The sequence below is a fragment of the Marivita sp. genome (assembly GCF_048006345.1).
In the GTDB taxonomy this organism is placed as follows: domain Bacteria; phylum Pseudomonadota; class Alphaproteobacteria; order Rhodobacterales; family Rhodobacteraceae; genus Marivita.
Map to the genome: position 1 here is coordinate 1,037,139 of NZ_CP180351.1, position 20,492 is coordinate 1,057,630.

The 20,492-nt window shown below is 60.0% G+C and carries 20 protein-coding genes and 1 pseudogene; 16 read left to right on the plus strand and 5 right to left on the minus strand.

The window, feature by feature from the left end; all coding sequences use genetic code 11:
- The first annotated feature begins 6 nt into the window (after positions 1-6).
- The 3 genes from hflX (at position 7) to ACMVPR_RS05170 (ending at position 2,564) form a co-directional block, all read left to right on the plus strand.
- Entirely contained in the window at positions 7-1,269 is a 1,263-nt protein-coding gene (hflX, locus tag ACMVPR_RS05160; RefSeq protein ID WP_416884620.1) for a GTPase HflX, read from the plus strand.
- A 375-nt stretch (positions 1,270-1,644) separates the two neighbouring features.
- Positions 1,645-2,388, plus strand: coding sequence for a hypothetical protein (locus tag ACMVPR_RS05165; RefSeq protein WP_416881988.1), 744 nt, complete (start codon positions 1,645-1,647; stop codon positions 2,386-2,388).
- Positions 2,376-2,564 (plus strand): hypothetical protein, encoded by a 189-nt coding sequence (locus ACMVPR_RS05170; RefSeq protein ID WP_416881989.1) that lies wholly within the window; start codon positions 2,376-2,378, stop codon positions 2,562-2,564. Before ACMVPR_RS05165 ends, ACMVPR_RS05170 begins: the two co-directional genes overlap by 13 nt.
- Before the next feature lie 176 nt (positions 2,565-2,740).
- Here ACMVPR_RS05170 and ACMVPR_RS05175 read toward each other — a convergent pair whose 3' ends face one another.
- A complete protein-coding gene (locus ACMVPR_RS05175) occupies positions 2,741-5,206 on the minus strand; it encodes a penicillin acylase family protein (RefSeq protein ID WP_416881990.1) in 2,466 nt (821 codons plus the stop codon).
- 157 nt (positions 5,207-5,363) lie between these two features.
- Here ACMVPR_RS05175 and ACMVPR_RS05180 point away from each other — a divergent pair, with 157 nt between their 5' ends.
- Both ACMVPR_RS05180 and ACMVPR_RS05185 read left to right on the plus strand, forming a co-directional pair.
- Positions 5,364-6,236 carry an NAD(P)-dependent oxidoreductase gene (locus ACMVPR_RS05180; protein WP_416881991.1) on the plus strand — a complete coding sequence of 291 codons (873 nt, stop codon included), beginning with the start codon at positions 5,364-5,366 and terminating at the stop codon, positions 6,234-6,236.
- Between the two features lie 174 nt (positions 6,237-6,410).
- Complete coding sequence (locus tag ACMVPR_RS05185) at positions 6,411-6,668, plus strand: EF-hand domain-containing protein (RefSeq protein WP_300584158.1); 258 nt, start codon at positions 6,411-6,413, stop codon at positions 6,666-6,668.
- A gap of 61 nt (positions 6,669-6,729) precedes the next feature.
- On the opposite strand, the gene ACMVPR_RS05190 is transcribed toward ACMVPR_RS05185, so the two are convergent.
- The 3 genes from ACMVPR_RS05190 to ACMVPR_RS05200 all read right to left on the minus strand — a co-directional run bounded on the left by ACMVPR_RS05190 (position 6,730) and on the right by ACMVPR_RS05200 (position 9,446).
- Positions 6,730-7,431 carry a hypothetical protein gene (locus ACMVPR_RS05190; protein WP_416881992.1) on the minus strand — a complete coding sequence of 234 codons (702 nt, stop codon included), beginning with the start codon at positions 7,429-7,431 and terminating at the stop codon, positions 6,730-6,732.
- Between the two features lie 2 nt (positions 7,432-7,433).
- Positions 7,434-8,726 carry a serine--tRNA ligase gene (gene serS / locus ACMVPR_RS05195; protein WP_416881993.1) on the minus strand — a complete coding sequence of 431 codons (1,293 nt, stop codon included), beginning with the start codon at positions 8,724-8,726 and terminating at the stop codon, positions 7,434-7,436.
- A gap of 72 nt (positions 8,727-8,798) precedes the next feature.
- Positions 8,799-9,446, minus strand: coding sequence for a trypsin-like serine peptidase (locus ACMVPR_RS05200; protein WP_416881994.1), 648 nt, complete (start codon positions 9,444-9,446; stop codon positions 8,799-8,801).
- A gap of 230 nt (positions 9,447-9,676) precedes the next feature.
- Here ACMVPR_RS05200 and yajC point away from each other — a divergent pair, with 230 nt between their 5' ends.
- The 11 genes from yajC to ACMVPR_RS05255 all read left to right on the plus strand — a co-directional run bounded on the left by yajC (position 9,677) and on the right by ACMVPR_RS05255 (position 17,616).
- Complete coding sequence (yajC, locus tag ACMVPR_RS05205; RefSeq protein WP_292268036.1) at positions 9,677-9,964, plus strand: preprotein translocase subunit YajC; 288 nt, start codon at positions 9,677-9,679, stop codon at positions 9,962-9,964.
- A gap of 39 nt (positions 9,965-10,003) precedes the next feature.
- Positions 10,004-11,665, plus strand: a complete 1,662-nt coding sequence (secD, locus tag ACMVPR_RS05210) for a protein translocase subunit SecD (protein ID WP_416881995.1) — start codon at positions 10,004-10,006, stop codon at positions 11,663-11,665.
- Position 11,666: 1 nt separating this feature from the next.
- Positions 11,667-12,635 (plus strand): protein translocase subunit SecF, encoded by a 969-nt coding sequence (gene secF / locus ACMVPR_RS05215; protein WP_416881996.1) that lies wholly within the window; start codon positions 11,667-11,669, stop codon positions 12,633-12,635.
- Positions 12,628-13,386: a TSUP family transporter gene (locus ACMVPR_RS05220; protein WP_416881997.1), complete on the plus strand. Its 759-nt coding sequence runs from the start codon at positions 12,628-12,630 to the stop codon at positions 13,384-13,386. The genes secF and ACMVPR_RS05220 overlap by 8 nt, the downstream gene beginning before the upstream one ends.
- A gap of 16 nt (positions 13,387-13,402) precedes the next feature.
- A complete protein-coding gene (locus ACMVPR_RS05225) occupies positions 13,403-13,768 on the plus strand; it encodes an Mth938-like domain-containing protein (protein WP_416881998.1) in 366 nt (121 codons plus the stop codon).
- 136 nt (positions 13,769-13,904) lie between these two features.
- Positions 13,905-14,519 (plus strand): heme ABC exporter ATP-binding protein CcmA, encoded by a 615-nt coding sequence (gene ccmA, locus ACMVPR_RS05230; RefSeq protein WP_416881999.1) that lies wholly within the window; start codon positions 13,905-13,907, stop codon positions 14,517-14,519.
- Positions 14,516-15,172: a heme exporter protein CcmB gene (gene ccmB, locus ACMVPR_RS05235; protein ID WP_300584141.1), complete on the plus strand. Its 657-nt coding sequence runs from the start codon at positions 14,516-14,518 to the stop codon at positions 15,170-15,172. The genes ccmA and ccmB overlap by 4 nt, the downstream gene beginning before the upstream one ends.
- Positions 15,173-15,230: 58 nt before the next feature.
- Positions 15,231-15,959, plus strand: a complete 729-nt coding sequence (locus tag ACMVPR_RS05240) for a heme ABC transporter permease (protein WP_416882000.1) — start codon at positions 15,231-15,233, stop codon at positions 15,957-15,959.
- On the plus strand, positions 15,956-16,108 hold the full coding sequence (ccmD, locus tag ACMVPR_RS05245; protein ID WP_416882001.1) for a heme exporter protein CcmD: 153 nt from the start codon (positions 15,956-15,958) through the stop codon (positions 16,106-16,108). The genes ACMVPR_RS05240 and ccmD overlap by 4 nt, the downstream gene beginning before the upstream one ends.
- A complete protein-coding gene (locus tag ACMVPR_RS05250) occupies positions 16,108-16,647 on the plus strand; it encodes a DsbE family thiol:disulfide interchange protein (protein ID WP_416882002.1) in 540 nt (179 codons plus the stop codon). The genes ccmD and ACMVPR_RS05250 overlap by 1 nt, the downstream gene beginning before the upstream one ends.
- A 288-nt stretch (positions 16,648-16,935) precedes the next feature.
- Positions 16,936-17,616 (plus strand): hypothetical protein, encoded by a 681-nt coding sequence (locus ACMVPR_RS05255; RefSeq protein ID WP_416882003.1) that lies wholly within the window; start codon positions 16,936-16,938, stop codon positions 17,614-17,616.
- Positions 17,617-17,706: 90 nt separating this feature from the next.
- Here ACMVPR_RS05255 and acnA read toward each other — a convergent pair.
- Positions 17,707-20,408: pseudogene (gene acnA, locus ACMVPR_RS05260) on the minus strand (aconitate hydratase AcnA).
- Positions 20,409-20,492: the final 84 nt, after the last annotated feature.

Here is a 20,492-nt window from a genome sequence, read left to right on the forward strand (position 1 = left end):
GCGCATGTGACCCCGGCATGGGTCCTGCATCCTGACATCACCAGCGACCGGTCCCGGCGATCGGCAAAATCGGCTTTGGCCGAAGCTGTTGCTTTGGCTGCGGCTTTGCCCGGGCTCGAAGTGAAGGGCAGCAATGTCGTTCGATTGCCCAAGCCACATGCCGGAGCCCTGTTCGGGTCGGGCAAGATCGAAGAACTGAAAACGATCTTCAAGGAAAACGAGATCGAGCTGGTTCTGGTGGATGGTCCGGTCTCGCCCGTGCAGCAGCGCAATCTTGAAAAGACGTGGGGTGTCAAACTGCTTGATCGGACCGGTCTGATCCTTGAGATCTTCAGCGACCGGGCCGCGACACGCGAAGGGGTGCTGCAGGTCGAGATGGCGGCACTCACCTATCAACGCACGCGGCTGGTGCGGGCGTGGACCCACCTCGAACGACAGCGTGGTGGTCTTGGGTTCGTTGGTGGACCCGGTGAAACCCAGATCGAAGCCGACCGCCGCGCCATCGACGAGCAATTGGTCAACCTGCGCCGACAGCTGGACAAGGTGGTCAAGACCCGCAGCCTGCACCGCGCGGCGCGGGCCAAGGTGCCGTATCCCATTGTGGCCTTGGTGGGCTACACCAACGCTGGGAAATCGACGCTGTTCAATCGGCTGACCGGGGCCGATGTGATGGCCAAGGACATGCTCTTTGCCACGCTTGACCCAACCATGCGGTCGGTCAAGCTGCCGGACGGGCCGGACGTGATACTCTCGGATACGGTGGGGTTCATCAGCGATCTGCCGACCGAACTGGTCGCTGCGTTTCGTGCCACGTTGGAAGAGGTGCTGGCCGCCGATCTGATCCTGCATGTCCGCGACATCAGCCATGCGGCGACGGAAGAACAGGCCAACGACGTGCGTGAGATCCTCAACTCGCTTGGTGTGACAGAGACCACGCCGCTTCTGGAAGTCTGGAACAAGATCGACGCGATGCCAGAGGAAGATCGCGTCGCAGCGGTTGCGCGCGCCGAACGGGACGACAGTGTCTTTGCAACCTCTGCATTGACGGGCGACGGGCTCGATGCGCTTCTGGCAGCGGTCAACCGCATCCTCGAAGGGGACCGCCGCGAAGACACGCTGCATCTGACCTTTGACGAAGGCCGCAAACGCGCATGGCTGTTTGACAAGGCGCTGGTGGAAGAAGAAACTCAGACCGATACAGGATACACGGTACGGGTTCGCTGGTCAGCGAAGGACGCGCGGCAGTTCGAGACATTGAAGTACTCGTAAAGTAGATTTGACCTTATACTGAATTGACTGGGTGGTTTCTGGTATGGTCAAGCCAAAATGTCTTGTTTTCGCTGCGCCTTTTGGTTTCGGACCTGCCGCGAAAACAATTCGGATTGTCAGTTCCTTACACGACATTTTTGATTGTATAGTGGTGTCTAAAGGCAATGCGCTGGACTTCTTGTTGAAGCATCGCGTCGGCAGTACCAAATATTTTTCCGGCGTGTCCAGCGGTTTCAGTGAACCTGTACAGTTGGCTGGGTTCTGAATGGCGATCTCAGCCTATAATTGTGCACATCGGCTTGATCATCTTGCAGGATGTGGAGGTCAACAGTAAGGTTGCTGGATCAGATTGAGTGAAGAAAAAGTTGAGTTTCCATGCAAACCTGGACATCGGTGACAACAACGAATGCTCCAGCGTGGAATATACTTGGACATGCCGGTCATTTGATATCTCAGGGTGCCTCCCGTCCAATATATTTCTTGGACAATCCAGACATATATTCTCAGAACGAATTCGAGGCTTTTAAGAAGATCATTCGGTATGTGATTTGTGATGATGGATACTGGCAAAACCTGAAGGGCAAGCCGAAAACTGTACCTGAAAGACAACTCCTGAATTTGAAAGTCGCACGGGCAATATTCAAGAGCGATTGGTTTTTGCACATCGACACCGACGAGTTCCTTCATTTGGAGCAGGACCTCGCAGACTTGCTCTGTTACTTGCCTTCCGACGTTACCGAAATCCGTTTGCAAAATTTCGAACGGATCACTCGCCCGGATACGGTAACATGGCACACAGGTGCGTTTCGCGTACCTTGTTGGGATCAGGCGGCACTTTCCAACTACCCGGATTTTATCCAACCTTTCTTGGCGCTTGGCCTCGCGAATTACTATCATGGAAAGTCGTTTGTCAGAAATCGACCTAACCTTGTTCAGGGCATACATGGAGCCATAAGGAAAAGTGAATTTGAAGTCATTCGCTTCAATATGCCATGGGAGTCCGGATTCGTTGGCCACTATCAGTACTCAGGTCGGGAGTTTTCTGTAAGAGATTTGCCTACAAACGCAGAGACGGAGAAGCTTTGCTTAGACACGAGGTGGCGCAAATGCGCTGGATAGAAGAACACGAATTTTCGCGAGACGATATCTGTCGATTGGGAATCGCACTGTTCGAAGCGGATGAAGTTGAGGCAAATCGTTATCGTGAAAAAGGTTTGTTCCGCGACATTCCGCAAGCCTACATCGAAAGAATTGAAAATTCATTTGATCCGGAACATCTCCGTATTCTTGGATGAACACTCGGTAGCAGGAGTGTGCAACCGATCGGATTGGAAAATGTTCTCAATAGCACCGTGAAGATGCTGCTTGGTCAGATCCAGCCGCCTGCATAAGAGAATGTAACACGGCACAATAAGAATTGGCCAAACCAACGCTTTCGGATGACGGCCATTGAGTGAGGGTTTTCGCTGTTCTACTCGCGCACCAGCCGCGTTACGCCGACAGACGCTGCGCGGGCAAGGTTCACGTCAAGCGACATGGGGATGTATTCGCCGCGCCGCCAGAGCGTGCCGAGATCGTCGTAGTGGCGGGACAGGAAATGACCGGACTGGCCGGTGGACAGGATGAAGACCGAACTGTCGGGGTCTGCAAAGTCATAGACACCGCGATAGGCCGCGCCATGAACATTCAGGAATGGGTTGGGGCCTTCGCCCGCGCCGCGCCCGCGCATGAGCGTGTGGTCGCCCCCAGAGGTGCTTTGGCGAATGTTCACGAAGTACCGCAGGATCGGTACCTCGCCCAGCACCGGGTGGTCATGCGTTGCCTGATGCGCGTCACCCCAACGCAGGGACTCGAGTGACGTGCCCCAGCTTTCTGAAATCCAGACCAAGGCATCGTCCAGCGCCAGTCTTGCGATGTCGGTGCAGGTTTCCTCGATAGCCGAACGAATGACGTTGCACCATGCGCTGGCGCCGTCCACGTCGCGGTAGACCCGTTCGATGAACAGCGGCTCGACTCGTGTGAACTCGGACGCGAGTGGGCCAAGATCGTCGCGGATCAGCCGTTCCTGAAGCGCACGAAGCCATGCCGAGTAAATCAGCGGCTCCGGCAGGTGTTCATTCATCTCGCCGTTCCAGTTGGCGAGCAGGTCGAGCGCGCGCTGGCGCAGGCGTTCCGGCGTGCCTTCCGGGGCGGCTTCGCCGGTAAACCACAGGTCCGCACCGATCAGGGGCAGCAGGGCACGGGCGGTGATGGACACGGTGTCGAGCTGTGCCTCGATGAAGCTGTCGCGGGTGTGCACCTCGCGACCCTGCATCAGCCCTTGCCACCGCATCACACGCTGGCTGTCGCCCCAGTCAAAGCTGACATGGAGCGGGAAGGGGCGGTCGACGGTCTTGTTGTTGGTGTTTCCGACAATCCCGCCGACCGGGTTCAGGAAGACGGGGTTCGAGTTGTCGGGGAACACGCCTTGCCAGCGGTTCTCGCTGCGCCAGCCAAGCGATGGCATCCGGCCCTGGCTCTGGTGGGCGGCATCACGGCGGGGCATGGCTCCGATGAGCTTCATCGCGATGCTGTCGCCGTCGATCACCGTCAGGTTCTGGGACGGCGCAATATAGGCCTTGGACACCTCGAGCGCATTTTCCACCGATTGCGCATACATCAGCGCGATAGCAGCGGACATCGACGTATCCCGAGGACTGAGGGCGGTCCAGCTGAGCGCGGCCACATGGTCGGGGGGCGTGATCGAGGCAAGACCAAACTGTGTGCTGGGCAACACCGGACCATTGTCGGTCCATCGCAGGGTCAGGGTGACCGGTTCGGCGTCCTTGATCTCGATGATCGAGCGTCGGGTGACGAAATCCTTGTAGCCCTCCGGCGTGCGATATTGTTCGCGGTTGTCCGGGTTCAACTCTTCAATGAAGAGGTCCTGATCGTCGAGATAAGACGATGTCAGACCCCAGGCGATGGATTCGGACCGTCCCGCCATGATCGTCGGAACTCCGGGGATCGTGGCTCCGATCACGCCACCCGAGGACAGTTGCAGCCGGGCCAGATACCATGTCGCCGGAGCGGTGAATTGCAGGTGTGGATCGTTCGCCATCAGCGTTGATCCCGTGGCCGAGCGGGTTTCGTCCGCCGCCCATGCGTTCGAGGCACCCGCCAGCCCGCGCGGGGCCACGGGCCAGAACATCGGATCGGGGCCGGTCTGTGCGAACTGGGTCTCTCCGGACACTCCGGGAACAAGCTGGGCGTATTCGGGCAGGGCCGCCACACCCACACCGGGGATGTCGGGCAGGATGTCGGCCAGCCGGTTTTCATCGGGCAACAGAAGCGATGTGCGCGCGCGCAGCACCTCTTCGCGCAGATGGCTGGAAAGCTGCAGCGCCATCAGCTTGACCAATGCGATCGAGTCCGCCGGTTGCCAAGGGGCCAATGGTGCGTTGAACACGAAGAATTCCGGCGCACCCCTGCCAAGGCTGTCGCGGTTGATCTCTGCAATCCGCGCGTTCACACCTGCAGAATAGGCGTCAAGCGCATCGCGGGTGCGGTCGTCCTGCGCTTCGACCGATTGGACGGCGCGGGGGTAGATATCCAGTCTCCGCAGCAATTTGTCCGTTTCCACGGTGCGCGATCCGAACAGTTCGGACAAACGCCCCTGCGCAGTCCGCCGCATCAGCGTCATCTGCCACAACCGGTCCTGTGCATGGGCATAGCCAAGCGCGAAAAACACGTCGCGGTCGGAGGTGCCGAAGATATGCGGAACGCCGGAATTGTCGCGCAGGATCTCGACATCGGCCGTCAGCCCGGCAACCGGGACGATGTTGTCATACTCGGGGAGCGACCGCGAGCCGAGGTAATATATCGTCACAACGGCAATCGTCCCCAGAACGAGAGAGGCCGTTGTCAGCCACACCATAATTCTGAAGATCAGCGCCACGCGTTGTTCACCCTTCAAACCGGAAATGCGCCCGTGCTGCGGGCGTCAAGCGGATACCAGCGTTGCCCTACCGAACACGCAAGCCCTTGCCAAGGGGGCGGTGCGGCGTCAGGTAAAGGCAGCAGAAAATTACCACATCAGATAGGGAGCGCGCGGCATGGCGAAAGTGGCATTCTTGGGTTTGGGGGTCATGGGCTACCCGATGGCTGGGCATCTGGTCAAAGCCGGGCATGACGTGACGGTGTATAACCGGACAGCGGCCAAGGCCGAGGCCTGGGCCAAGCAACATGGCGGTTCCCATGCCGCCACGCCGCGCGAGGCTGCGGCGGGCTGCGATTTCGTGATGTCCTGTGTCGGCAATGACGATGATCTACGCAGCGTGTGTTTGGGTGAGGATGGCGCGTTTGCGGGCATGGCCAAAGGCAGCATCTTTGTCGATCACACGACGGTGTCGGCCAAGGTCACCAAGGAGCTGTACGAGGCCAGCGCCGATCTTGGCATCGCATTTGTCGATGCGCCGATTTCAGGTGGGCAGGCCGGGGCCGAGAACGGCGTGCTCTCGGTGATGTGTGGCGGGGATCAGGCGGCTTATGACAGCGCAGCACCGGTGATCGACGCCTATGCCCGCATCTGCCGCCGTATTGGCGACAGCGGCGCGGGCCAGATGACCAAGATGTGCAACCAGATCGCCATCGCGGGTCTGGTACAGGGGCTGAGCGAAGCGCTGCATTTCGCCGAGAAAGCGGGGCTTGATGGCCGGGCCGTTGTCGAGGTGATCAGCCAAGGGGCTGCCGGATCGTGGCAGATGGCGAACCGCTACGAGACCATGATCGACGACAAGTTCAACCACGGCTTTGCTGTGGATTGGATGCGCAAGGACCTTGGGATTTGCCTCGATACCGCGGACGAGGTTGGTGCTTCGCTACCTGTGACGGCGCTTGTGGACCAGTTCTACAAGGATGTGCAGAAGTTGGGTGGTGGACGTTGGGACACGTCAAGCCTGATCAAACGTCTGCGCGCGATGGGATAAGATAAAGGGGGGTGGATGCGTCGACGCATCCACCTTTTCCGTTCACGGAAACGACCATCGGCGCTTTGGTGCAGATCCGGGATCACGGTTTTATTTCAGTATCTTGTGGGGCGCTTTTCAGATGTTATCTCACTCCTCGACGACAATCAGTCGTTGTTTGCGGCAGAGACCGCAATGGAGAACAAACCTATCATGAAGAACGCAATTGTAACCCTTGGAACCGTGGTCGCTCTGACAGCCGGTTTGGCGCATGCGCAGGTTGCGGTGGAAGACACGGATGGCAATGGCAGCTATTCGATGGAAGAGTTGATGGTCGCGTATCCTGACCTGACAGAAGACGTGTTCGCCGAAGTTGACGCGGATGGCGATGGTGCTGTCAGCATGGAAGAGCTGACCGCAGCGCAGGATGCACAGATCCTCGTCGCCGGCTGATCTGCCAGACGATCCTCATGTGGGGGGCTTCGGGAAACCGAAGCCCTTTTAGTTTGTGGGGTTACTCTGTGTCTGTTCCGCGCAGGGCGAGGATCGACATGATTCCGATCACGCAGAGACCGACAACTGCAATGTTCAAAGGCCCGGTATTGGCGACGATCACGCCGATCAACGCCCAGATCACGGTGATGCCGTATTCCGGCGCGCGGTGAAGGCGGTATTGCGCAACAAGCGCCACGACCAACCCGATCGACAGGGCCACGATGGCGGCCCATGTTCCGCTCAGCACACCGTAGCCGCCCAACAACAGCCCAACGGATACCGAGGACGCGGCGGTCAGCCAGCCTGCATAGATTGCCACCGGGGTCTGCTGGAACCAGCGGTCGGTGTCGCCCACGCGGAACAGGCTTAGAAAGGCGGTGCCAAGCATGGCAAGGATCAGGATGGTGGCGATCACAGGCGACAGGTTGGCCACCGGCAGCCAAGTGGCACCGATGGCGAGGCTCACCACCAGAGGTGGGCGCATTGCTACCCAATCAGGATCGTCGCTGCGCTTGATCAGGCCAAAGGCTGCACCAATGAGGAGCCAAAGGTAAATCAGGCCCCAGATGGCAAAGGCATAGCCCGCCGGTTGGACCGGTGGATTGTCCTGCGGCACCGGGAATTGGTCAGGCTCGAACCCGTTGAACCCTTGGGTGAACCAAGGTGACGCGGCGAAAAGGATCGCCGCGACAAGAACCAGTACTGCCCAAACCCGTGTCATGCCTATTCCATCACTCCGTCTGCCGTGATCCGAGTCTTGCCACCGAGCCACGGATGCAAGGCTTCGGGAAGGGTGACCGAGCCATCCGCCTCCTGACCGTTTTCCAGAACGGCGATCAGGCAGCGCCCGACGGCAAGGCCAGAGCCGTTCAGCGTATGCACGAATTCCGGCTTGCCGCCGCCAGCGGGCTTGAAGCGGGCGTTCATGCGGCGGGCCTGGAAGTCGCCACAGACCGAGCAGGAGCTGATCTCGCGGTAGGTGTTCTGACCGGGCAGCCACACTTCGATGTCATGGGTGCGGCGCGCACCCGCGCCCATGTCACCGGCGCAGAGCACCACGGTGCGGTAGGGCAGGCCGAGCTTTTCCAGGATACCCTGCGCACAGGCGGTCATGCGGTCCAGCTCATCGCGGCTGTGGTCCGGATGGGTGATTGACACCATCTCGACCTTTTCGAATTGGTGCTGACGCAGCATACCTGCCGTGTCACGCCCGGCACTGCCCGCCTCAGAGCGGAAACACTGGGTGTGGGCGACATAGCGGCGGGGCAGATAATCTTCGTCCACCGTCACGCCATTGACGATGTTGGTCAGAGTGACCTCTGCTGTGGGCACAAGCCACCAGCCATTGGTGGTCTGGTAGCTGTCTTCGCCGAATTTCGGCAACTGACCGGTGCCGAACATCATGTCGTCGCGGACAAGGACGGGGGTCCATGTCTCGGTCAGGCCATTCTCTGTGATATGCGTGTCCAGCATGAATTGCGCCAAAGCCCGGTGTACCCGCGCCACGGCGCCCGACATCACGACAAAGCGCGAGCCCGACAGTTTGGCGGCGGTTTCAAAGTCCATTCCGGGAAGAACGCCGGTGATCTCGTAATGTTCCTTCGGCTGGAACTCGAATGTGCGCGGCGTGCCCCAGCGGCGGATTTCCACGTTGTCGGCTTCGTCCGCCCCGTCGGGCACATCGTCGAAGGGCAGGTTCGGCAGGCCGGCAAGCAGATCGGTGAGCTGCTCGTCTAGGTCCTTGGCGCTTGCCTGCATCTCTGCGACGGCGGCTTTCTTGGCCGCGACCTCGTCCCGCAGACGGGCGAACAAAGCCTCGTCCCCCGATGCCTTGGCCTGACCGATTTCCTTGGCGGCCTTGTTCTGGTCGGCCTGCGCCGTTTCGGCGGCGAGGATCGCGGCGCGGCGGGCTTCGTCGATGCGCAGGATCTCGGACGAGACCGGTTCCAATCCACGGCGCGACAGCGCTGCGTCGAACGCAGCAGGGTTCTCGCGGATGGCTCGGATGTCATGCATGGGTCTTGTCCTTCTGACTCGCAACAGTGATGGGCGGCCTTATGCACCGGAATGCCGGGCTTTGGTAGGGGGTCAGGGCGACTGGAGGCGCGACACAGGCACCGCCAAAGCACCGCTTTGTCCCATGGCGCTGATCACGCCTGCGACCGCCCAGTGCCAGTCTTGTCGCGCCAGCACCGGACCACCGGAATTGCCGGGTGTGACGGGGCAGTTCAGGCGCAGAAGCGCGGATTCCTCGCGCCCATTGCAATCAAACGCGGCTCCCAGCATGTGCGGACGGCGCGACGAGTATCCCAGAATGCCGTAAGGCGCGGTTGCGCCTGTGGAAAGAAGCGGCAGAGGCGCGACGATCGCAGGGCGTTCCAGCGTCAAAACGGCCAGATCAAAGCGGACATCAAGCTGTCCCTCGGAATAGGCGCGGGGATGGATCCAGATCGACGCACCTGCCACGCTGTCCACCGCGGTGCCTTGCAGCCATCCCGCGACAAAGGTGAACTCATGTGGAAGCGGCCCCAGCCCGTCGGTGCCCGCCAAGCAATGGGCGGCGGTCAGCACCCTGTCGGGCGCAATCAGCGTACCCGTACACATCTCGCGCGTTCGGAAGCCAGCTGCGTTGACGCGTCCCACGGCCTGCCATGCTGTGTGGTCCTCTATGGGCAGGACCGGAAGCTCTTGCGCGGCCAAAGCACCAGTCCAAAGCATCAGAAAAAGGGTTAGCATGGGTTTCATGGCTGACATGTAAGGCCCAATCCAGCGGATCCCACAATGCGACAGGTCAAACGTCCGTGTGATTTTCGCGAAAGGTCTGGGGCGGTTTGCCATGCGACATCGGCGTTGTCGCGGACAGCCGAACCTGCCTTGCAAAGCCGGACCCGGCAACATAGGTTCCGCCCAAATTTACGGCCAGATCACGCGGGGGTGTGCCCCGCCATCTTCTAAGGAGCACGCCCATGGACGGCAACGCAATCGCCCAGTTTGTACCGCTAATTCTGATTTTCGCGATCATGTATTTCCTGCTGATCCGTCCGCAGCAGAAGAAGATGAAAGAGCACCAGAAGATGGTCGAAGGACTGCGCCGTGGCGATGTTGTCATCACCCAAGGCGGGTTGATCGGCAAGGTCGTCAAGGTCAAGGAAAACAACGAGTTGGACGTCGAGATTGCCGAGGGCGTCAAGGTTCGCGTGGTTCAGAACACCATCGCGACCGTTGTGTCCAAGACCGAACCTGCCAACACCTGATCCACTCCTGACCACAGCCCGCATCGGACCCGTTCGCTCATGCTTCAGATCGACCTCTGGAAGCGCCTCCTGATCTGGACCACCGTTGCGGTGGGGCTGGTTCTGGCGCTGCCCAATCTGTTTTACCCCCGCGTCGAACAACATAACGACGCGGTTGCCGCGATCGAAGTGTCGGGCGAAACACCCAAACTGCTTGAGCAAAGCGCGTCCTGGCCGTCGTTCCTGCCGTCCGGACTGGTGAACCTTGGTCTGGACTTGCGCGGCGGGGCGCATCTCCTGGCCGAAGTGCAGGTTGAGGATGTCTACGCCGCACGGCTTGAGGCGCTCTGGCCCGAAGTACGTGATATTCTGCGCCCCGAACGCGACACGGTCGGCACGATCCGGTTGCAGCCGTCAGCCAATGGCGAACTCCGCGTTCGCATTTCGCAACCCGAGGGCATGGCGCGCGCGCTTGAACTGGTCGGCGGATTGGCTCAGCCGGTGGTCTCCCTGACCGGCGCGTTGAGCGACGACCTAGACGTGCGCGCCGAAGGGGCGGATATCGTGGTGACCCTGTCGGAGGCCGAGCAGATCGCCACTGACGAACGCACGATGCAGCAGAGCCTTGAGATTATCCGCCGCCGCATCGACGAAGTGGGCACGCGCGAACCGACGATCCAGCGGCAGGGGACCGACCGTATCCTGATCCAGGTGCCCGGTATCGGGTCCGCCGCGGAACTCAAAGAGATCATCGGCACGACGGCGCAACTGACCTTCCAGCCGGTGATTGGACGCACGGACGACGCGAACACGGCCCCCGGTGTCGGTAACGAGGTTCTGCCTTCTTTGGACGAGACGGGTGTGTTCTACATCCTCGAACAAGCGCCTGTGGTGACCGGCGAAGAGTTGGTGGACGCCCAACCTGCCTTTGATCAGAATGGTCGTCCGGCGGTGAATTTCCGCTTCAATCCGACCGGCGCGCGCAAGTTCGGCGATTACACGGCGGCGAATATCGGTAATCCCTTTGCCATCGTGCTCGACAACGAAGTGATCAGTGCCCCAGTGATCCAAAGCCATATCCCAGGCGGATCGGGCATCATCACCGGCAGTTTCTCGGTTGAAGAAAGCACCCAACTGGCGGTGTTGTTGCGGGCAGGGGCCTTGCCTGCGGGTCTGGAATTCCTTGAGGAACGGACCATTGGTCCCGAGCTTGGTCAGGACAGCATTGACGCCGGTCGCATTGCGACGCTTGTGGCCTTTGTCGCGGTATTGGTCTTCATGGCGCTCAGCTATGGGCTCTTCGGTGTTTTCGCCAACATCGCACTGGTGATCAACATTGCGATGATCTTTGGAATGCTCAGCCTGATCGGGGCGACGCTGACATTGCCCGGCATCGCGGGGATCGTTCTAACGGTGGGTATGGCGGTGGACGCCAACGTGCTGATCTTCGAGCGGATTCGAGAAGAGCTGAAAACCGCAAAGGGTCCGGCGCGGGCCATCGAACTGGGCTACGAAAAGGCGCTCTCGGCCATTCTGGACGCCAACATCACCACCTTCATCACGGCGGTGATCCTGTTCGTCATGGGCTCCGGTCCGGTGCGCGGGTTCGCGATCACGCTGGGCCTTGGCATCCTGACCTCGGTCTTTACCGCCATTTTTGTCACCCGGCTTCTTATCGTGATCTGGTTCGAACGCCGTCGCCCCAAGACGATTGAGGTCTGATATGCGTTTGCGACTGGTCAAAGAGAACACGAATTTCGACTTCTTTCAGCGGTGGAAGCTGTGGTTCGGCATCTCTGCCGTGCTGATGGTGATTTCCTTCGGGTCGTTCCTGCTGCAAGGTTTGAACTACGGCATCGACTTCCGTGGCGGCACGACGATCCGTACGGAAAGCCCGCTGCCCGTGGATGTGGGTGTCTACCGCGAGGCTATCGGCGCGCTTGATCTCGGGGACATCACGATCTCCGAGGTGTTCGATCCGACCTTTGGCCCCGAACAGAACGTCGCAATGGTGCGCATTCAGGCGCAGGACGGCGAAGAGGCGGTCAGCACCGAGGTGATCGCATCGGTTGAGGCGGCACTGGTCGAGGTGCGCCCGGACATCAAGTTCGTGTCCGTTGAATCCGTCGGCCCCAAAGTGTCGGGTGAATTGATCCAGACCGCCGCCATCGCGGTGGTTCTCGCGATTGGCGCGGTGTTGATCTACATCTGGCTGCGGTTCGAATGGCAGTTCGCCCTGGGCGCGGTGATCGCGCTGGTGCATGACGTCATCCTGACCATCGGCATCTTTTCCGAACTGCAGATCAAGTTTGACCTGGCCATCATCGCGGCGCTGCTGACCATTGTGGGCTATTCGCTCAACGACACTGTGGTCGTCTTCGACCGGGTGCGCGAGAACCTGATCAAATACAAGAAGAAGGACCTCAAAGAGGTACTCAATATTTCGATCAACGAAACCCTGAGCCGGACCTTCATGACCTCGGCCACCACGCTTCTGGCCTTGGTTGCACTGTTTGCCTTGGGCGGCGACGTGATCCGCGGCTTCGTCTTCGCAATGATCTGGGGTGTGATCGTCGGCACCTATTCGTCGATCTTCGTCGCCTCCGCGATCCTGCTATGGCTGGGCGTCAAACGCGACTGGACCAAACCGACGGACACAACTGGCAACCAGTTTGCCAATGTTGATGCTTGACACCCTTCAGGCCGCGGTGGCGACACCGGGGCTTGTTTGGCTTGTCCTGATCACCATTGTCGCCGGCATCGTCTATGGCTTTGCAGGATTCGGTGCCGCGCTGATCTACATGCCCGTGTCGGTGATCTTTATCTCACCTGTGATGGCGATCGCGGCGTTCTCCGTCTCGTCCCTGTCTTCGCTGGTCACTGTCTTTCCAAGGGCGTGGCCGCTGGTCAATCGCAAGGCGGTCACCGTACTGATCCTGTCGGCCGCGGTGTCGGCGTCACTGGGCATCTGGGTGCTTCGAATGGCGGATGTGACGGCGATCCGCTGGGCCGTGGTGGTTTTCTGCGCGGTGACGCTGGCGGCGCTTGTCGCAGGATGGCGGTACCGGGTCGAGCCGACCACCAGAACACGGATCATCATTGGTGGTGCTGCGGGGTTTGTCGGAGGATTGAGCGGCTTGATGGGACCGATCATGGTGCTGTTCCAATTGGCTGGCCGTGACAGCATCTCCACGACCCGCGCAACCACGGTGGTGTTCCTGACAGCGACCAGCCTGTTGGTGTTGCCCTTGATGGCCGCGCAAGGCGTGCTGACGGCGCAGGCGGTGGCCCTTGGGGCCGTGCTGCTTGTGCCCTATGGTGTGGGCGCGCTGATCGGGCAGGCGCTGTTCCGCCCCGAGTGGGAGCGGTTCTACAGGGTCGTCGCCTATGCCATCATCGGCCTTGCCACGCTGGCGGGCGTGCCTATCTGGGACCAGATGTAACGGGAAGGAAGTCTGCATGCGTTTGAACGAAGTCGTTTATACCGACGCGCATCCGATCGAAGGTTATGGCGCGGAGTTTTTCCGCATCGGCGGAACCAAGCACACAGCGCCATTGGTGACCGGCCCGGATGGGACAAAGCCTTGGACGGGTTATGAGGACGCAGACACGCTTCTGGCCTTTGAGGGCAAGGTGGACGTGTTGTTCATCGGGACAGGTGGGGACATCGCCCATATTCCTGCCGCGTTGCGCGATGTGTTGGAATCGCGGGGGATTGGGGTTGAAGTGATGAATTCGCCCGCCGCCTGCCGGACCTACAATGTGCTTTTGTCCGAGGGCCGCAGGGTTGCCCTCGCACTTCTGCCTGTTGGGGCGGGTGCATGATGCGTCGACGCATCATGGCTTTCCGTTGACGGAAAGCCGCACCAAGCGGCAACGCGCCGCGTTAAGTCCATAGCGATCCCCGAAAAGCGACACTTTCGCGCTTTTGCCTGCGTCGGGCTTGGTCTAAGCCAAGGCCATGGTGTTGTCCGTACGCGATCTGGCTGTGACCCGCGGGGGTCTTGCAATCCTTGAAGGGGTGTCCTTTGACCTTGCTCCGGGCGAAGCATTGGTGCTGCGCGGACCCAATGGCGTTGGCAAGACAACTCTCTTGCGCAGTGTCGCGGGGTTGCAGCCCCCCGAAACCGGCACAGTGACAGGCGCGGAAGACCAGATCGCCTACGCGGCCCATTCCGATGGCCTCAAGGCGATGCTGAGTGTCACCGAGAACCTGAAATTCTGGGCGTCGGTCTTTGGCCTGTCGGACATCGAACCGGCGCTTGTGGCTTTTGACCTGACCGAACTGCGCGGCCGCATGGCGGGCACGCTGTCTGCCGGTCAGAAACGCCGTCTTGGTCTGGCGCGGCTGATGGTCACCGGACGCCCGATCTGGATTCTGGACGAGCCGACAGTATCGCTCGACGTGGCTTCTGTCGCGCTGTTTGCCGAAGCCGTGCGCGCGCATCTGCACACAGGCGGCAGCGCGTTGATGGCCACACATATCGACCTTGGGTTGGCCGAAGCCCGCGTGCTGGACCTGACACCGTTCAAGGCGGCCCCGCGCACGCGGCAGATGGACGAGGCGTTCCTGTGAAGGCGCTGCTCACCCGCGATCTGATGCTGGCGATCCGCGCCGGTGGCGGCTTTGGCCTTGGGCTGGCGTTCTTCTTGATCGTCACTGTTCTAGTGCCCTTTGGTGTCGGTCCGCAGACCGAACTGCTGTCCCGCATCGCGCCCGGCATCCTGTGGATTGGTGCGCTCTTGGCCTGCCTTCTGTCGCTCGACCGGATCTTTGCCCTTGATTGGGAGGATGGATCGCTCGACCTGCTGGCAACAGCCCCGCTGCCGATGGAGGGGATCGTGTCGGTCAAGGCGCTGGCGCATTGGATCACCACGGGCCTGCCTTTGGTCTTTGCTGCGCCCGTCCTGGGCGTGCTGCTCAGCCTGCCTGTCCCGGCTTATCAATGGGTGGTGATCAGTCTTGCGGTCGGCACCCCGGCGCTCAGCGTGATCGGCACGTTTGGCGCGGCGCTGACTGTCGGGATCAAACGCGGCGGGCTGCTCATGTCGCTGCTCGTGCTGCCGCTTTATGTGCCGACGCTGATCTTCGGCGCCGAGGTCGCCCGGCGCGGGGCAGAGGGGCTGGCCGTGCAGACGCCACTACTGCTTCTGGCGGGGATCAGCTTTGGCGTGATCGCGCTTTTGCCCTTTGCCAGCGCCGCGGTGTTGCGCATCAATCTGCGGTAACACGTCCCATGCGATTTTTTGAATTGAAGACGCCTGAAAAACCGCCTACCTGACTGACATGTCATTGTGGGAATACGCAAATCCTGTGAAGTTCATCCGCACCACCGACAAGGTGTTGCCATGGGTATGGGCATTGACGGGTATCTGCCTTGTGACCGGTCTGGTCTGGGGCTTTTTCTTTACACCTGACGACTTCCGGCAGGGCTCGACCGTCAAGATCATCTATATACACGTGCCCTCGGCACTGATGGCGATAAACGCGTGGCTGATGATGTTGGTGGCCTCGCTGATCTGGATCGTCCGGCGTCACCACGTGTCGGCGCTTGCGGCCCGGGCTGCGGCCCCCGTGGGTGCGGTGATGACCATGATTGCGCTGGCAACGGGTGCATTCTGGGGACAGCCGATGTGGGGGACATGGTGGGCGTGGGATCCGCGCCTGACCTCGTTCCTGATCCTGTTCCTGTTCTACCTCGGTTACATGGCACTGTGGGAAGCGATCGAGAATGACGACACTGCGGCTGATCTGACCTCGATCCTCTGTCTGGTGGGGTCGGTCTTTGCGATCCTCAGCCGCTATGCCGTGAATTTCTGGAACCAGGGCCTGCATCAGGGTGCGACGCTCAGCCTCGACAAGGAAGAGAATATTTCGGACGTGTTCTGGTTCCCTCTGCTCTTCTGCATCGCGGGGTTTGTCCTGCTGTTCATCGCGCTCGTATTCCTGCGCACCCAGACCGAGATTCGCGCCCGCCGCACACGGGCTTTGCTTGCGCGGGAGGGGCAGGCATGATGCCCGATCTTGGCAAATACGCCTTTGCGGTGCTCAGCTCTTACGGCGTGACGATCGTGCTTTTGGCCGTGATCGTGCTGGTCAGCTTCAGACGCGCGCGAAAGGTGCGGGCTGCGCTGGATGAGATCGAAAACCGGCGGAGCAGCTGATGGCCAAGGTCTCGCCATTGATGATCCTGCCGCCGGTGATCTTCGGCGCGTTTGCCGTAATGGCCTATGTCGGCATGTTCCGCGAAGATCCCCAAGGCCTGCCATCGACCCGCATCGGCCAGTCCGCGCCGCCGATCACCGAGGTGCCGCTGACCGGTTATGCAGCCTTTACACCGGACATGCTGACCTCTGGCGAGGTCACACTGGTGAATTTCTGGGCCAGCTGGTGTCCGCCATGCCGGGTGGAGCATCCCAAGCTTCTGGAGATGCAGGCCGAGGGCATGAAGATCATCGGCGTGAACATCCGCGATCAGGAAGCCAATGCGAGCCAGTACCTGACAGACGATGGCAATCCGTTTGTGGCGGTTCCCTTTGATCCGGCAGGACGCACGTCAATCGACTGGGGCGTGACCGCGCCGCCGGAGACCTTCATCGTCGATGGGGATGGGGTTGTGCTGTTTCGCTTTGCCGGGCCTCTTGTCGGATCGGACTATGAACAGCGGTTTGTCCCAGCGCTGGAAAAAGCGCTGGCTGACTGAGTCACGTTACGGAAAAAGCGAGGTCCCGGCGTCCGGGATTCCTGCAAACACGCTGGCCCCTGCGATCAACAGCAAGGCGGCGGTTTGAATGATTGTCAAAATCTTCATCTTTCAACTCATCGGTCTGTGTGCCTGTGTCCTCGATAAGTGGGACAGAATTGTTGAATGTGTAGGGTCCAAGCTGTCACATGCGACAACTTGTGCCAAATTTTGAATATTTTTTTCATTCTTGTGCAAATTTCTGCCGATGATGTTTGAAAAATAGTCAATCCGCATCTGGAGCAGATATTGCCCCTGTCCTCAGGCGGTTCTGCAAACGGCAAAAACTGTGAAACGCCGCTTGTGAACTTTGCGCTTGGAGGGAACAGGGGCAGCGACGTATCGTATGCGATATTGATTGCATTTTCGAATTTTTGGAGAATTTTGATGTACCGTTTGCCCAGACCAAATATGGCCGTCAACGACCCTCGTGTCAGTATTGGCACGCACACCCGCCGGTTCCAGATGTGGAACACATGGGATATCGCGACAACGGAATCGCCGGAACACATTGTCGAGTGGATTGGAGAAGTCGCCCGCAGCGCACGTGGGGGGAGGCTCAAGAACCTTGTTTTGAGCTGTCATGGGACCGCCGGTCGTTTGCAGCTGGGGCAGGGTTTTTCCGCTGAAAACGCGTATCTGTTCAATCAGTTGAACGGTCTGGTTCAAAAGATCTGGCTGCCGGACTGTTTGGTAGCAAGAGGGCATACAGGTCAGGTTTTCTGTGCTGCCATGGCTATGGGAATTGGCGGTTACGTGGTGGCTCCGACAGAAAAACAATGTGATCGTGCCAGTGATGTCCCCTACGACATGATGACCAGTTTTGAGGGGGAAATCCTGTGCTTCGGGCCTGATGGAGACATCAGTTGGCGGGGGCAAAACCCATCCCTGCAGGTCGAAGGGGGTGCGTGCATCCCCGTTCCGGACTGAGGCTCCGAAACGCAGCTTGCCAGTAAAAAAACGGCGCGCCATTGGCGCGCCGTCTTGGTGTTAAGGGTCGTTGCCTGCAGAGGCCAGGCGTTATTCCGCAGCCACGGCATCGCGGCTGGCGAGGTCGCGCAGCACGTAGTGCAGCACGCCGCCATGTTCGATGTATTCGATCTCGATCGCGGTATCGATCCGGCACTTGAGCGTGATCGTCTTCTCGGTTCCGTCTGCATAGGTGATGGTGCAGGGCACCTCGGCCAGCGGTGTGATCGTGTCGAGACCGTGGATCGCGACGGTTTCGTCGCCGGTCAGGCCCAGCGATTTGCGGGTGTCGCCACCGGTGAATTCGAACGGGATCACACCCATGCCAACGAGGTTGGAGCGGTGGATACGCTCAAAGCTTTCCGCGATCACGGCCTTGACGCCCAGAAGCGCTGTGCCCTTTGCCGCCCAGTCACGGCTGGAGCCTGCGCCATACTGTTCGCCACCGAAGATCACCAGCGGAACACCGGCTTCTTGGTAGGCCATCGCGGCGTCAAAGATCGACGTCTGCTGACCGTCCGGGCCCTTGGTGTAGCCACCCTCGACGCCGTCCAGCATCTCGTTCTTGATGCGGATATTGGCGAAGGTGCCGCGCATCATGATCTCGTGGTTGCCACGGCGCGACCCGTACGAGTTGAATTCGCGCGGGCTGACCTGACGTTCGATCAGGTACTGACCTGCGGGGGTGGTCTCTTTGAACGACCCCGCCGGGCTGATGTGGTCGGTGGTGATCATGTCGCCCAGCAGCGCCAGAACCTTGGCGCCTTCGATGTTTTCGATCTTCTTGGTCGCCATGGTGATGCCCCGGAAATAGGGCGGGTTCTGAACGTAGGTCGAGGTCGGCGGCCAGTCGTACGTCATCTCGTCCGTGGTCTCAACGCTCTGCCACTTTTCATCGCCTTTGAACACGTCGGCATACTTGGTCTGGAACGCTTCACGGGTGACCGTCTGTTCGACCAGTTCCGCCACTTCCTGTGTGGTGGGCCAGATGTCTTTCAGGAACACGTCATTGCCGTCTTTGTCGGTGCCCAAAGGCTCAGATGTCAGGTCAATGTCCAGCGTGCCCGCCAGCGCATAGGCCACCACGAGCGGCGGCGACGCGAGGTAGTTGGCGCGCACATCCGGCGAAATCCGGCCTTCGAAGTTCCGGTTTCCGGACAGGACGGCGGTTGCAACCAGATCGCCCTCGGAGATCGCGGCAGAGATTTCTTTCTGCAGCGGGCCAGAGTTGCCGATGCAGGTGGTACAGCCATAGCCCACGAGGTTGAAGCCAACCGCATCCAGATCTTCCTGCAGGTTGGCAGCCTCAAGATAGGCGGACACGACCTGCGAACCGGGCGCAAGCGATGTCTTGACCCAAGGTTTGCGATCGAGGCCCAGCGCGCGGGCTTTGCGCGCCACAAGGCCCGCACCGATCATCACATATGGGTTCGAGGTGTTGGTGCAGGATGTGATCGACGCGATCACAACCTTGCCGGATTCCATCGAATAGTCTTCGCCAGCAACCGGGATTTCTTGCCCATCGGGCGCTTGAACGTCTGTTCCATTTCCTTGGCGAAGGCCGCCTTGGCATTCGTCAAAGCGACGTAATCCTGTGGGCGCTTGGGGCCGGAAATCGCCGGCACGATGGTGCCCATGTCGAGGTGCAGTGTGTCAGTGTAGACCGGCGCATAATCCGCATCGCGCCAGAAGCCGTTTTCCTTGGCATAAGCTTCGACCAGCGCGATCCGGTCCATGTCGCGACCGGTGGTCTTGAGATAGCGCAGGGTTTCATTGTCGATCGGAAAGAAGCCACAGGTCGCACCATATTCCGGTGCCATGTTGGCGATGGTCGCGCGGTCTGCCAGCGGCAGCTTGTCGAGACCCGCGCCGTAGAATTCCACGAACTTGCCGACCACACCCTTGGCGCGGAGCATTTCGACCACCTTGAGAACGAGGTCGGTGCCGGTGGTGCCTTCCATCATTTCGCCGGTCAGCTCGAAACCGATCACTTCCGGGATCAGCATGGAGATCGGCTGACCCAGCATCGCGGCCTCGGCCTCGATCCCACCAACACCCCAGCCCAGAACGGCAGCACCGTTGACCATGGTGGTGTGGCTGTCGGTGCCGACCAGCGTGTCGGGGTAGGCGACCTGCTCACCATGCTGATCCGCATCGGTCCAGACGGTTTGCGCGAGGTATTCAAGGTTCACCTGGTGGCAGATGCCGGTGCCCGGCGGAACCACGCGGAAGTTGTTGAACGCGTTCTGGCCCCACTTGAGGAAGGTGTAGCGCTCCATATTGCGCTCGTATTCGCGATCGACGTTCATCTGGAACGCACGCGGGTTGCCGAATTCGTCGATCATGACCGAGTGGTCGATGACCAGATCAACCGGGTTCAGCGGGTTGATCTTTTCCGGGTCACCCCCCAGCGCCACGATGCCGTCACGCATTGCCGCAAGGTCGACCACGGCGGGCACGCCGGTGAAGTCCTGCATCAGAACGCGGGCCGGACGGTAGGCGATCTCGCGCGGGTTCTGGCCGCCGTTTTCGCCCCATGTGCCAAATGCCTTGATGTCATCGACGCTGACGGTCTTGCCGTCCTCGAAGCGCAGCATGTTTTCCAGCACGACTTTCAGACAGGCGGGAAGGTTCGAAAACGTCCCCAAACCGGCAGCCTCGGCTGCGGGGATCGAGTAATAGGCGATGGACTGGCCATTGACCGTAAGGGTCTTACGAGTCTTGGCTGTATCCTGACCAACGATGATGGACATGACATGGCTCCTCAGATGGGGGAATTCGGGTCTTTGTGCTGCTCTTTGCATGATGGCACAGAGTTGATCAAGGGGGGTGCGACG